The sequence below is a fragment of the Streptomyces sp. NPDC048248 genome (assembly GCF_043201875.1).
Classification (GTDB): domain Bacteria; phylum Actinomycetota; class Actinomycetes; order Streptomycetales; family Streptomycetaceae; genus Streptomyces.
This window is the reverse complement of record NZ_JBICZL010000001.1, coordinates 312,768-326,198: the sequence shown is the minus strand read 5'-3', so window position 1 is coordinate 326,198 and position 13,431 is coordinate 312,768. Positions and strand designations below refer to the sequence as shown.

At 68.0% G+C, this 13,431-nt stretch carries 12 protein-coding genes; 6 read left to right on the top strand and 6 right to left on the bottom strand.

The window, feature by feature from the left end; all coding sequences use genetic code 11:
* The first annotated feature begins 712 nt into the window (after window positions 1-712).
* From ACGFZW_RS01575 to xdhC, 3 genes are read left to right on the top strand one after another with little or no spacing between them, the layout of a single operon-like run.
* Window positions 713-2,176: a xanthine dehydrogenase small subunit gene (locus ACGFZW_RS01575; protein ID WP_393891274.1), complete on the top strand. Its 1,464-nt coding sequence runs from the start codon at window positions 713-715 to the stop codon at window positions 2,174-2,176.
* Window positions 2,173-4,599: a xanthine dehydrogenase molybdopterin binding subunit gene (gene xdhB, locus ACGFZW_RS01570; RefSeq protein ID WP_393890948.1), complete on the top strand. Its 2,427-nt coding sequence runs from the start codon at window positions 2,173-2,175 to the stop codon at window positions 4,597-4,599. Before ACGFZW_RS01575 ends, xdhB begins: the two co-directional genes overlap by 4 nt.
* Before the next feature lies 1 nt (window position 4,600).
* The gene (gene xdhC, locus ACGFZW_RS01565) at window positions 4,601-5,410 is read left to right on the top strand and encodes a xanthine dehydrogenase accessory protein XdhC (RefSeq protein WP_393891273.1); all 810 of its coding nucleotides are present in this window, start codon (window positions 4,601-4,603) and stop codon (window positions 5,408-5,410) included.
* A gap of 133 nt (window positions 5,411-5,543) precedes the next feature.
* On the opposite strand, the gene ACGFZW_RS01560 is transcribed toward xdhC, so the two are convergent.
* From ACGFZW_RS01560 to ACGFZW_RS01550, 3 genes are all read right to left on the bottom strand, one after another.
* The gene (locus tag ACGFZW_RS01560; RefSeq protein WP_393890947.1) at window positions 5,544-6,284 is read right to left on the bottom strand and encodes a class I SAM-dependent methyltransferase; all 741 of its coding nucleotides are present in this window, start codon (window positions 6,282-6,284) and stop codon (window positions 5,544-5,546) included.
* 402 nt (window positions 6,285-6,686) lie between these two features.
* Window positions 6,687-7,280: a hypothetical protein gene (locus ACGFZW_RS01555; protein ID WP_393890946.1), complete on the bottom strand. Its 594-nt coding sequence runs from the start codon at window positions 7,278-7,280 to the stop codon at window positions 6,687-6,689.
* A gap of 443 nt (window positions 7,281-7,723) precedes the next feature.
* Window positions 7,724-8,341 carry a TOPRIM nucleotidyl transferase/hydrolase domain-containing protein gene (locus tag ACGFZW_RS01550; RefSeq protein ID WP_393890945.1) on the bottom strand — a complete coding sequence of 206 codons (618 nt, stop codon included), beginning with the start codon at window positions 8,339-8,341 and terminating at the stop codon, window positions 7,724-7,726.
* 189 nt (window positions 8,342-8,530) lie between these two features.
* Between ACGFZW_RS01550 and ACGFZW_RS01545 the strand changes: the two genes are divergently transcribed.
* Window positions 8,531-8,965 carry a VOC family protein gene (locus ACGFZW_RS01545; protein ID WP_393890944.1) on the top strand — a complete coding sequence of 145 codons (435 nt, stop codon included), beginning with the start codon at window positions 8,531-8,533 and terminating at the stop codon, window positions 8,963-8,965.
* 131 nt (window positions 8,966-9,096) lie between these two features.
* Complete coding sequence (locus ACGFZW_RS01540) at window positions 9,097-9,630, top strand: AAA family ATPase (protein WP_393890943.1); 534 nt, start codon at window positions 9,097-9,099, stop codon at window positions 9,628-9,630.
* 210 nt (window positions 9,631-9,840) lie between these two features.
* Here ACGFZW_RS01540 and ACGFZW_RS01535 read toward each other — a convergent pair whose 3' ends face one another.
* Window positions 9,841-10,623, bottom strand: a complete 783-nt coding sequence (locus tag ACGFZW_RS01535; protein ID WP_393890942.1) for a maleate cis-trans isomerase — start codon at window positions 10,621-10,623, stop codon at window positions 9,841-9,843.
* Window positions 10,624-11,016: 393 nt separating this feature from the next.
* Entirely contained in the window at window positions 11,017-11,280 is a 264-nt protein-coding gene (locus ACGFZW_RS01530) for a hypothetical protein (RefSeq protein WP_393890941.1), read from the bottom strand.
* Window positions 11,281-11,984: 704 nt separating this feature from the next.
* Between ACGFZW_RS01530 and ACGFZW_RS01525 the strand changes: the two genes are divergently transcribed.
* Window positions 11,985-12,578, top strand: a complete 594-nt coding sequence (locus ACGFZW_RS01525; RefSeq protein ID WP_393890940.1) for a DinB family protein — start codon at window positions 11,985-11,987, stop codon at window positions 12,576-12,578.
* 126 nt (window positions 12,579-12,704) lie between these two features.
* Here ACGFZW_RS01525 and ACGFZW_RS01520 read toward each other — a convergent pair whose 3' ends face one another.
* A complete protein-coding gene (locus ACGFZW_RS01520; RefSeq protein ID WP_393890939.1) occupies window positions 12,705-13,355 on the bottom strand; it encodes an SRPBCC family protein in 651 nt (216 codons plus the stop codon).
* Window positions 13,356-13,431 lie beyond the last annotated feature (76 nt).

The following is a 13,431-nucleotide window of genomic DNA, read 5'->3' as shown; positions in this document are numbered from 1 at the left end:
AGGGATGCGACTCGACGACGGCCGGCACCCGGCGCGCAGGTGCCGATCGATGCTTTTGCGGTTGGTCTCCGCGTTGACGAACAGAGCGAACCCGCAGCGGCCTCCGCCTGCTTTCAGGGGGCGCAGACCAGTGACCTCCAGCCTATTTCCGTGATCTCTGCCGGCCTAGCACCACATGCGCCCGGTTCTGTGATGTCAGCACGTGCGAACCGCTGCGGCCACGGCCCTCAGCAGTGCGCTATGGCGATGAGGACGAGGAAGCGCTGCGTTCGTGGTGACCCGCAACCAAGGGGGAGCCGGCCGGTCGGGACCTCGGGCGCTCGACCACCCAGCGGCGGCACCCAGCCGATGGGAGGGCGCGGATGGAGGTCACCTCTTGACCTCTGTGGCCTCAGCCAATACTTTACGGTGGACGCTGATCCATGAATACCGAAAGGAGGCGGCCAGCGGATGAACATCCACTCTGATCTGAGTCGCCTCGCCCACCACACGGTCTGGGTTCCGGGTCGGATCGCGCACGGCTGCTGAGTACGCCGTTCTGATGTGCCCGTTCGTGGCACATTCCAGGTTTCCTGTCACCTTTTTCCGGTACGTCGCTATCGCGTGCCGTTTTGCGCCTGTTTATTTACGTGGCGCGCCTGAACACAGAAAGCTGCCTGAAATTGGCGAACAACATGAATCGACCGATCGCGCCCCGAAACGAAGGCCCGACATGGTAGCGGCACGGATCACGGTCAACGGGAAAGAAACACCGATTTCACCGGCTGCGCCCCACACCACGACGCTGGATTTTCTGCGCGAGCGTGGCCTCACCGGCACCAAGGAGGGCTGCGCCGAGGGTGAATGCGGCGCCTGTTCGGTCTTGGTGGCCCGTCCGGGGGTGGACAAGCCCACCGACTGGGTGGCGGTCAACGCCTGCCTGGTCCCGGCAGCGGCCCTCGACGGTCAGGAGATCATCACCTCGGAAGGTCTTGCCACCGCTGGCGCACCCGGTACGCCGCCCACGCTGCACCCGGTGCAGGAGGAGATGGCGGTCCGCGGCGGATCCCAATGCGGTTACTGCACGCCGGGATTCATCTGCAGCATGGCTGCCGAGTACTACCGCCCCGACCGCTGCGCTCACGCCGACTCGGCCGAAATCACTGACGCCGAGCACGGTCCGAACGGTTTTGATCTGCACGCGCTGAGCGGAAACCTGTGCCGCTGCACCGGCTATCGCCCCATTCGCGATGCCGCGTTCGCCGTCGGCACGCCCACCGACGAGGACCCGCTGGCGCAGCGTCGCGAGCAGTCCGCGCCCGCACCGATTGCCACCGAATACACCCAGGACGACAGCACCTTCCTGCGGAAGAACACGCTGGCCGAAACGCTGCAGATCCTGCGCGACCGGCCCGACGCCGTGGTGGTCGCCGGTTCCACCGACTGGGGCGTGGAAGCGAACATCCGCTCCCGCAGGGCGGATTGCGTCGTCGCCATCGACCGACTGCCGGAACTGCGCGCGCTGCGCGTCGAATCCGACCACATCGAGATCGGGGCGGCGCTGACCCTCACCGAGATCGAACGCCGCCTCGACGGCGAAGTCCCGCTGCTGGCGGAGCTGTTCCCGCAGTTCGCCTCCCGGCTCATCCGCAACGGTGCGACCCTCGGTGGAAACCTGGGCACCGGTTCCCCCATCGGTGACAGCCCGCCGGCGCTGCTCGCCCTGGAGGCGTCGGTGGTGCTCGCCGACGCCGACGGTGAGCGCGAGGTCCCGCTGGCGGACTACTTCACCGGCTACCGGCAGAGCGTGCGTCGTCCCGGCGAGCTGATCCGCGCGGTGCGCATCCCGCTGCCGCTGTCGCCGGTCGTGGCCTTCCACAAGATCGCCAAGCGACGCTTCGACGACATCTCCAGCGTGGCAGTCGCTTTCGCGCTCGACATCGAGGACGGGATCGTCCGCAAGGCACGCATCGGCCTCGGAGGCGTGGCCGCCACCCCGATCCGCTCCCTCGCCACCGAGGCTGCCCTGGAGGGCAAGCCGTGGGCGGCGGAGACGATCGAGGCCGCGGCCCGGGTGCTGCAGGTCGAGGGCACACCGATGAACGATCATCGCGCCAGCGCCGAATACCGCTCCGCGATGCTCGGCCAGAGCCTGCTCAAGCTGTACGCGCAAACCACCGAGGCGGTGTCGTCATGAGTCAACTGTCCGAGCGCCCCGAGAAGCCCGTCGTCGGCGTCTCGATGCCGCACGAGAGTGCCACCCTGCACGTCACGGGCACCGCGCTCTACACCGACGACCTGGTTCATCGCACCAAGGACGTGCTGCACGCCTACCCCGTCCAGGTCATGAAGGCCCACGGCAGGATCACCGCGCTGCGCACCGAGCCCGCGCTCGCCGTGCGCGGTGTGGTCCGTGTGTTGACCGGTGCCGACGTGCCCGGCGTCAATGATGCCGGGATGAAGCACGACGAACCGCTGTTCCCCGACACGGTCATGTTCCACGGCCATGCGGTCGCCTGGGTGCTCGCCGAGACCCTGGAGGCGGCCCGACTCGGTGCGGCGGCCGTCGAGGTGGAACTCGACGAACAGCCCTCCGTGATCACGCTGCAGGACGCCATCGCGGCCGACAGTTTTCACGGTGCTCGGCCCGTGATGCTGACGGGCGACCCCGACGCCGGCTTCGCCGACTCCGCGCACGTGTTCACCGGCGAGTTCCAGTTCTCCGACCAGGAACACTTCTACCTGGAGACGCACGCGGCGCTGGCCTACGTCGACGAGGGCGAGCAGGTGTTCGTCCAGAGCAGCACCCAGCACCCTTCGGAGACCCAGGAAATCGTCGCGCACGTCCTCGGTCTGCACAGCCACGAGGTGACCGTGCAGTGTCTGCGGATGGGTGGCGGCTTCGGCGGCAAGGAGATGCAGCCGCACGGCTTCGCCGCCGTCGCCGCGCTCGGCGCCAAGCTGACCGGCCGGCCCGTTCGGCTGCGCCTCAACCGGACTCAGGACCTGACCATGTCCGGCAAGCGGCACGGGTTCCACGCCGAGTGGAAGATCGGCTTCGACGCCGACGGCCGCATCCGGGCACTGGACGCCACCTTGACCGCCGACGGCGGCTGGAGCCTGGATCTGTCCGAGCCGGTGGTGGCCCGAGCGCTGTGCCACATCGACAACATCTACTGGATCCCCAACGCGCGTATCGCCGGCCGCATCGCCAAGACCAACAAGGTCTCCAACACCGCCTTCCGCGGCTTCGGCGGGCCGCAGGGCATGCTGGTGATCGAGGACATCATGGGCCGGTGCGCGCCGCTGCTGGGCCTGGACCCGATGGAACTGCGTGAGCGCAACTTCTACCGGCAGGGCCAGTCGACGCCGTACGGACAGCCGATCGTTCACCCCGAACGCATCTCCACGGTCTGGCAGCAGGTTCGGGACAACGCCGGCATCGCCGATCGCGCGCGCGAGATCGCTGCCTTCAACGCCGCGCACCCGAACACCAAGCGGGCACTTGCGATCACCGGCATCAAGTTCGGCATCTCGTTCAACCTCACCGCCTTCAACCAGGGCGGTGCGCTGGTGCTGATCTACAAGGACGGCTCGGTCCTGATCAACCACGGCGGCACCGAGATGGGCCAGGGCCTGCACACCAAGATGCTGCAGGTGGCCGCGACGACGCTGGGTATCCCGCTGCACAAGGTGCGGCTGGCCCCCACGCGAACCGACAAGGTGCCCAACACCTCTGCCACCGCCGCCAGTGCCGGGGCCGATCTCAACGGTGCGGCGGTGAAGAACGCCTGCGAGCAGTTGCGAGAGCGGCTGCTGCAGGTGGCCGCCACCCAGCTGGGTGCGAACGCCTCCGACGTGCGCATCGTCGAGGGCATCGCGCGCAGCCTGGGCAGCGACAAGGAACTGGCCTGGGACGACCTGGTGCGCACCGCGTACTTCCAGCGAGTTCAGCTGTCGGCGGCCGGTTTCTACCGGACCGAGGGGCTGCACTGGGACGCGAAGACGTTCAGGGGCTCGCCGTTCAAGTACTTCGCCCATGGCGCCGCCGCGACCGAGGTGGAGGTTGACGGCTTCACCGGCGCGTACCGCATCCGGCGGGTGGACATCGTGCACGATGTCGGCGACAGCCTTTCCCCGATGATCGACATCGGTCAGGTCGAGGGTGGTTTCGTGCAGGGCGCGGGATGGCTGACACTGGAGGACATGCGCTGGGATGCCGGTGAAGGGCCGAACCGTGGCCGGCTGCTGACGCAGGCCGCGAGCACCTACAAGCTGCCGAGCTTCTCGGAAATGCCCGAGGAGTTCCACGTCACTCTTCTGGAGAATGCCACCGAAGAGGGCGCGGTATACGGGTCCAAGGCGGTGGGTGAGCCTCCACTGATGCTGGCGTTCTCGGTGCGAGAAGCGTTGCGGCAGGCCGCCGCCGCGTTCGGGCCGAGCGGCATCAGCGTCGAGTTGGCCTCGCCCGCAACGCCGGAGGCGGTGTACTGGGCGATCCAGGCGGCTCGCCAGGGCGATGCCTCCCACAACGGTCACGTCCGCAGCGGGTTCGCCACCAACGGCCACGTCGCCAACGGCAGGAACCGAAGCGACGCCGCAGCGTTGAGCGGTGCCTGACATGACGTGGGTCGCCGCGGTCGCACGGTTGAGAGCACGCCGGGAGCCCGGGGTGTTGGTGACCGTCGCGACCGTGCGCGGCCATGCCCCGCGCGACGCCGGTGCGAAGCTCGTCGTTGGGCAGAGCGAGACATGGGGCTCGATCGGTGGCGGCAATGTCGAGGCCGTCGTGATCGATCGGGCCCGGGAGATGATCACCGTGTCCAAGCCGGAACCGGAGCTGATTGATTTCGCCCTGAACGACAAGGTCACCAACCAGCACGGCGTGCAGTGTTGCGGCGGCACGGTCTCGGTGCTGCTCGAACCGCTGCCGGTGGTACGGGCGGTCGCGATCTTCGGCGTCGGACACGTCGGGCTGGAACTGGCCCGCATCCTGGCCCGCCAGGACATCGACCTCCATCTGATCGACTCCCGCGCCGACATCCTCACCGACAAGCGGCTCGACGTGCTGGGGGACGCGGTGGCGCAGGTGCACGTGCATCACACGCCGCTGCTGCCCGAGGAGGTGCTGGCAGAGCTGCCGCACGGCACCCACATCCTGATCATGACCCATGATCACGCCGAGGACGCCGCCCTGTGCGACGCCGCCTTGCGCACAACCCATCTCGGCTCCATCGGGCTGATCGGGTCGGCGGCCAAGTGGGTGCGGTTCCACAAACGCCTTGCCACCGAGGGCGGTCATGACAAGGCCACCATCGATCGGATCAAGACCCCGATCGGACTGGCGGACATGACCGGCAAGGAACCCGCGACCATCGCCGTGAGTGTCGCAGCCGATCTGCTGCGCACTTTCGAAACCGACGGGGACTGACGCACCAACTGGTCGACAGGGTGCCCCGCGCTCGTGCGCACAGCACACGTGGGGCACCCTGCCATGCCTGCCACTTCAACAGGCCGGCCCCACTGAGGAGAACTGCGGTTGCGCCAGTTCCGTCCCGCTGACTTCAGGCGCGACAGCGCAGCATCTCCATCGGCGGGTTGGCGCGGAAGTCCGCCCAGAAGTCCGCACCGAACTCGCGCACGCCGACCTCGGACACGTCCAGCGGGAGCCAGGCCAGCTCGCTGAATCCGGCCGCCCGCAGACACTCTTCGTAGACCTCGCGGCGCGGGCGGGTGGTGACGAACCCGATCGGGGGGTCGAGCAGCGCCGTGATCCGGACACGCGGTCCGGTCTCGGCCTCCTCGCCGGTCAGCTCGCTGAGAAAGCCGTACTTGCCCATGGGCGGCCCGTCGAAGCGGTAGTCGGGCGACTGGTTGAGTACGAAGAATTCGCCGCCGGGCGCCAGGCTCCGGTGCACGTTGCGGCACATCCGCTCCATGGTGGCGACATCCTCTGCGTAGTTGAGCAGTTGGACCCCGGTGGCTATGTCGAAGCGCCGCCCGAGGGACCGTAGTTCAGCTACATCACCCTGCTCATACCGCACACCCAGCGGGTTCTGATCCTCCAACTCAGCCGCCACTGCGACCATTTCACCGGAGATCTCAACGCCGAGTACATCCGAGGCACCGCGTCGCTTGAACTCCCTGCTGTAGAAGCCGGTGCCGGAGGCCAGGTCGAGGACCGACTTGCCGCGTACGTCCCCGACCATGGCCAGGAAGCCGGGCACCACCGCGTAGTGCTCCAGCGGCAGGGACTTGAAGCCCTCGTACGCCTCACCGATCTCGTCGTACTGCTGCACGCCCATCGTGCTGTCCTCCCCTGCGCTTCGCCATGTCCTGGGCGCAGGCCCCCGGCTCCCGGGCACTCCGCAGCCACTGGTGGGCAGTCTCCCCGCGCCTCGGCAGACCGTCGTACTGGCAGAAGCCACAAAGATGAGGGCATCGCCCCGTGACCTGTTTCACGGCGGACGTGCGGGCGTGCAAGGTTCGAACGGATCACGGACAACACGGTCCGATCGTCGGCCGGCTCCTCGCAACGGTCCGGTCACCCGGCTCGGCGTGCAGTGGACCATTGGACTTTCTCACAATCACCGGTCCACGGCGCAGGTAGCGGTCGGCTGCCGGAGATTGTGGGGGAGTCCCGAAAGGGGGCGAGCATGACAGCGGCCGCCGCCCGTGGGTGGGCGACGGCCAGTGGGCTGCGAGGGTCACACCTTGGTGAGGCACCAGGTGGTAGTGACACGGTGGTCGTACGAGGACACGAGGCTGCGCACGTACTGCGGCCCGCACTGCTCATTGCCCCCGATCACGTCGCCCGTCTTGTACTGGGCCTCGGACGAGTCACAGTCGACGATGGTCATCTCCACGGCGTCGCCGGAGCCAGTGATCTTGACGCAGTCGCCGACTTTCGCGTTGTGCTTCTCGTCGTATGCCTTGGCCGACGCGGACGCCGAGGCCTCTTTCGCGGCCTTACCGCCATTGGGATCGGTGTTGTAGTCCACCACGTACCAGACCACGCCGCCGATGACGGCCAGGACGATGGCGACACTGAGCAGCCGCTGCAACGCACTTGGCTGCTGCCGCTGCGGGCCGCGTGGCGGCTGCTGTTGACCGTACGGCTGCTTCGGCGCCTGCGGGTGACCGTACTGCTGAGGGGGCTGCTGATACCCGTACGGCTGCTGCTGCTGCGGCGGCGGCTGCTGTTGGTATCCGTACGGCTGTTGCGGGGGCTGCTGGTGTCCGTACGGCTGCTGCGGCTGGTTCTGGTAGGGCGGCGGTGCGGACACGACTTTGTCCCCCATGGTTGACGGCATGAATGATGGTCAACGTGATGTTGACCGGTGCAGGTTACCCTCCAGCGTTTGTCCGTCGGTCAGGGGTACCGGTGGGCACAGCCTCACCCGTTCGCTGCCCGGGCCGTGCCGCGAGGGCGAAGCCCAGCGAGGTCCTCACACTCATGCTCAGCGCCCACCAACGGGCAGCTCCGCGCAAACCGAAGGGGGAAGATTTATGGCGTCCCCGGTGGACGGGGGAGGGGCCCACCTCCTCAGACACCTCAGGACTCGATCGTTTGAGCTAAGGGCCCTCAACGTCTCTACAGCCCGTCGTCGATCGGCGGCAGGACGTGCCCGGGACACGCTGGCCGGGGGCACACTCGGATGCTCGCGGGCGGAGAGGGCAAGGGCCAGGTCCAGGACGCGGGCCGTGGCGTATCAGGGCACTGGGCGCTCCCTACGACGTTCGGTCACAGGCTCGCGAGTAGGTCGTCGAGCGGGGCCGGTACCTGTTCAGGGTCAAGGACCTCCACGAGGAGACGGCCGTAGCGGATCTTGCGGCCCTTCTTCGTGCCGAGGAAGCGCCGCAACTGCTGCTGCCGGGGGCGACCGTGATGCGCCGGCTGGCGCAGGAAGATCTGCCAGGCCCGCAGGTCGCCCTCGGCCCGGAGGATCTCCTCGACCCGCTCTGCGCCCAGCGCACGAATCAGCTCGTCCTCCAGGTCCGCCACGCAGACGAAGAAGTCCTGGTGAGGCGCCCCGGCACGCTTCAGGCCTCGGTCGTAGAAGCGCTGCTCGCCCTCGTCACACAGTCCCTTCAGGTGCAGGCCGAGACCGGGTGGCCCCAGAAGACCGGCGTAGCGGCCGATGCTCATCGCCCCGCCCATCGGTACGACGCACACCCCTTCCGCGGCCAGGTCCCGGCCACGCAGTGCGGCCAGCGCCTCGACGGCCGCGAGGTCGCTCGGCCCTTCCAGCAGCACCGCTGTCCGCACCCCTAGTTGCACAGCCAGATCACTCGCCGGATCGCCGGGGCCGCCGGCCGCCCAGCGACTGACCGCGTCCCGGAATGCTTGCATGTCCGCCATGGAGTGAGTCTGCCCTTCCACCGACCCGCACGGCACGGAATATTCGGGGGAATTGCTGGGGCACGAGCCTGAAGACGTCCCTCCACCACAACCAGGGGACACAGGTCCCGGTAGTCCACTCGGGCGTGTTTGAGGTGTGGCTGATGAGCAGCGTGTTGGCCATCACCGGGGGCGGCGTACGGTGACCGCATGGAGCAGCGCATCACTTTGGTCACGCTGGGGGTTTCCGATCTGGCCCGTGCCAAGGGCTTTTACGAGGCTCTTGGCTGGCGGGGGCAGGAAGTCGAGGAGACCGTCTTCTTCCAGGCGGGTGGCCTGGGGCTGCTCCTGTGGAGCCGCGAGAAGCTGGCGGAGGACTGCGGCCTGGAGCCCGGGCAGGCGGTCGGATTCGGCGGGATCGTGCTGGCGCACAACGTCCGGTCCGATGCGGAGGTCGACACTCTGCTCGCGGCAGTGGAGGCGGCCGGTGGGACCATCACCAAGCCGGCGGCCGTCAACGCCATCGGCTTCTACTCCAGTGCGTTCGTCGACCCGGACGGCCACGCCTGGGAGGTCGCGCACAACCCCGGGTTCCCCCTCGCCGAGGACGGCTCGGTCACCCTTCCCGATTTCGGCACTCTCTAGCCGCGCGGCACCGTGCGGTTACAGCGCGCGGGCGGAAACGGCGATGTGGATGGTGGCTCCGTTGCCGACGGCGAAGTGTCGTACCGCGCCCAGTCGCGTTGTCGGTGGTCGTCGGTAGCGTGACCGCTGTGATGGTGGGCACTGAAGAAACCCGACTCGTGGTCCTGCGCGGCAACAGCGCGTCGGGCAAGTCGAGCGTCGCCGCCGGTCTCCGTGAGCGGTTCGGTCGCGGTCTGGCGCTGGTCGGGCAGGACAACCTACGCCGGATCGTGCTGCGTGAACGGGACCGGCCGGGAGCTGCGAACATCGGCCTGATCGACCTGACCGCCCGCTACGCGCTGGAGGCCGGGTTTCACGTCGTGGTCGAAGGCATCCTTTACGCCGACCGGTACGGCGAGATGCTCGCCAAGCTGCGCGCCGACCACCGCGGCCCCACCCACGCCTACTACCTGCACGTGCCACTCGAGCAGACCCTCGCCCGTCACGCCACCAAGCCGGTCGCCGCCGAGGTGGGTGAGCCGCAGTTGCGGGACTGGTACCGACCGCTGGATCTCCTGCCCGGCGGCATCGAGACCGTCATCGGCGCCGACAGCACGCTGAAGGAGACGGTCGACCGCATCATGTTCGACACCGGCCTGACCGACCTTCCCGCGCTGGAGCGCTGACAGATGATGACTGACTTGCTGGACCCACAAGCTGACGGAGACACACGTTGGTACGGCCCCGGAGAATTGTTGGCCCAGGACATGGCCCCGCCCGGTGGCCAGGCTCCAGCTCAGCCCGTTCAGTCCTTGGCCGTGTCATTGCCCAGGCACGGCCGGCGCTTCGTCCGGACCCTGGCTGACCGTTCCCCGAGGACTGCCGTTGACGCACCGTCATGAAGCCGTCATGTCCACGGAGAACAGCCGGCCGTAGCCGCTGACCTCGGTCGTGGTCGTACCCGCCGCGTGCAGGGCCGCCCACAGCAGGACCTGATTGGCCGTGAGTACGGGGCGCTCCAGTGCGGCCTCAAGTCGCTCGATCGCGCCGACGGCGCGGAAGCCGTTGCCACCGATGACGACGGCCTCGGCGCTGTCCGGCACATGATTCACCGTCCAGTCGTACAGATCGCCCGGCTGGATGAGCGTTTGTCCGCTGGGCAGTGCGCAGGGAGCCGAGAACGGTACGTCGAATCCGGCGTCCTCGTAGTAGACCCGGCCAAGGGCGTTCAGCTCGGCGTCGAACCACGGCGGATCAACCAGGCAGAGGCGACCCACACCCAGGAGACGCAGGGCTCTGACCGTCGCGGCACAGGTGGCGACGACGGGGAGCCCCGCGACGCGGCCCTCAAGCCGGTGCAACATTGCTTCCTCACCTCGGGCGCCGATGACGTACGCGGAGCTGGTGAAGGCGAAGCCGATCGCGCTCACGGGCGCGGCGGCGAGCTGTTCGGCGGCATCGTCGACGTACGGCGGCTCGGCGAAGGCCTTCACCGGTGCGAGCGGGATGGTGGCGTCCATGGCACCGCCGGGCTTCATCGCGCCGAACGGAACCCGGGCCGCATGAATGCCGATGTCGGACGGCGCCATCGCGCGCAGCTCCGACTCGGGGCCGACATCGGCGTGCGGGGTGAGCACCCCGATCCGCGCTCGCACGCCCCAGCCGTCGAACCGCCACATTGTCTGCGCTCCCTGCTGTCAGGCGGAGTACGGCCTTCATCATGCGATCCCGGGTGCGTCCGGGAGGCGTCGACACTCTGGGCTGCCGGCCGGCTGCGTTCGACCGGACGGCTCCGATCAACTCCTCTTCGCCGCGGGCGGGAACTGCCCGGCGCGTGGGCCCGCCCACCAACAGGCCGGCGACGATCCCCGCTGGGCCGGGTGCGAGGGCGTACCGCTCGGACCCGGCGCCGGGGGAGGCGCCGGCCAAGACGGTATAGGCCGACGGGCGTCCCGAGATCCTTGCCGCGACTGCCTTCTCGCCGACGCGACCGACGAGCTCACCAGCAAAGCCGGCCGGGAGCCTCGGCCCGCTGTCCAAGACCCTGAATCGTGGAGAGCGGTGGGCCACAGTCAGCCGCCGTCACCGCAACCTCCACCACAGCCATGCCCTCCACGACCGAAGTCACCGCCCGCGCCCCCGTCGGAAGGGGGGTTCTTGCGGATCTCCCTCTTGATCCTCTCGCTCTCCTGCCGCATCTTCTTCCAGGACTTCTTGTCGATCCCTGGCGGCCGGTCGTTCCAGCCGGACTCCGTGCCTCCGCCTCCGCTGTCGCCTGCGCCGGCGACTGCCAACATGACGAACACGATGATGACCGCCAGCACCAGCAGTTCCACGACTCCCCCCCTATCCGACCGCCACCCGGCGGCCCTTGGGGTGGATATACCCACTCATCGAAGGAGGGGTTCGGGACCTGCTCGGTGGCGCGCGGCTGTGCGTTCTTCGTCGGCTCTGTGGCCAGCGTCGGTCCGGGATCGATCTTCTTGAGGCATGAGACTGTCTGGTCATGTCAGCGACGATGAGTGGGTTGCAGGCGGCTCTGGCCGAGGCTTCGTCTCCCTCGTGGTCGCAGCGTGCTCGTGCCGGGCGTGACCTAGCCTCCTACGCGGATGTTCCTGCAGCTGCAGAGGCGTTGGTGGGTCTACTGCTGGACGTTGCGGATACGGCGGTGACGCGCCAGACGGCAGAGGCGCTGGCTCGGTTGGGGACGCTGGCCGCCGTAAGGCTCACTGCTCTCGCGGTTGCCGAAGCCGATGACAATCATGCCGACTGGATGCAGACCGGGGTGCATGACGCCCTCGCGGGATGGGGCACTGTGCCGGACGTGGCAGCGGCCTGCGGATGGCTCGTCGCCCGTGACCCGGAATCAGCGGTCCGTCGGGGTGCCGCGGAGATCGCGGCGTGGACGAACGACACAAGATTTTGAAGTGAGGCGAACGGCCCTCCGCCGAGCCCGGAGGCGCCAGGGGCCTTTTTGCAGCGCGGGATCGGGTTCGCTGCATCTGGTGGACAGAGCTCACGCGAGCGGCAGACTGACCCCATGACCGCATCCGACCCCAAGGCTGATCTTCACTTCTCTCTGCAGTCCGCCCGCGAAGCCTTGTTGTGGAAACTCGAAGGGCTCTCCGAATACGACATCCGCCGGCCCTCGACGCCGACCGGTACGAATCTCCTCGGCCTGGTGAAACACGCGGCGGGCGTGGAGCTGGGCTACCTCGGCGACACCTTCGGACGGCCGTCCGGTGAACCGCTGCCCTGGCTCGAAGACGGTGCCGAGCCCAACGCTGATATGTGGGCCACTGCCGGCGAGACACGCGAATTCATCGTGCAGCTCTACCGCCGAGCGTGGGTTCACGCGGACGCGACGCTCGACGCGCTGGCACTGGACACGGTCGGCAAGGTTCCGTGGTGGCCCAGCGGCAGGGACGAGGTGACGTTGCATCATGCCGTGGTGCGCGTGATTGCAGATACACACCGGCACGCCGGCCATGCCGACATCATCCGGGAACTCATGGACGGTGCGGTGGGGATGGACAAGGCCAACGACAGCATGGCGCCGGGCGACTCGGCGTGGTGGGAGAGCCATCGAAACCGACTGGAGCGTTCAGCTCAGGAAGCCGACCGGTACTCGTAATTCCACACCAGTCCGAAAGAGATTCCTGACAACCCACTTCTCACTTTGGGCAGGTTTTACCCACCCCCGGACGCCGCCCAGGGGGCCATCCACCGCCGGAGGGGCTCAGCATCTCCAGTCCGTTGGTCAATTGTTCTGTGTGGCCGCGGTCTCCAGCGTCTGCTTGATCACGCGTGCTCCTTGGTCGACCATCTCGGCGATAGGGCTCGCGAGATCGTCCGGCGTCACATCGGTGATCCAGACGAACCGACTGCTTTCCGCGCTGTCGGCGAAGACCTGCATGGAGGCGTGGTGGTGCTTCGGGGTCAGCGATCCACCGACCACCGCGTAGGCGACCCGGCGGGCTTCGTCATCGATGTCGACGAGGAGCTTGTGGACCACCACGCCGTTCGCGAAGGTCACGACCCTGACATCCGCTTCCAGGCGCGTGTGCGTAACCAAGCCGGGCGCCAGGCGCCGGTGCACCTCGCCGAAGTCCCGGACCGCCGCCCAGACGTGGCACGGGGGAGCTGTCGACCAGGAATTCCGCGTGGACGTGAGCCATGTGCGTATCTCCTCGCTGCAGGGTGTCAGTCGCGATTGATAGGGAAGAACAGGAGCCCTCGAAGGGTGGGAGCAGCACCCTCTGGCGGGTCGCCTGGCTGGAACTCCGGCTTCACCGCCCGGTGACGTGACCCCGCCGGTGCGGACGACACGAGGTTGGCGCGGTGGGCCGCAACTGTCTGCCTGGAGCGTCGGCACCGATGATGGCCCCGACCGGCCTCGGGTCGGGGCCATCTGGGTTGCCGGTCAGCGACGGCGGAGGGAGGGCGCGGCACTACGGCTGCCTCGGGGTGGGGTGCGCCGCGCTCCG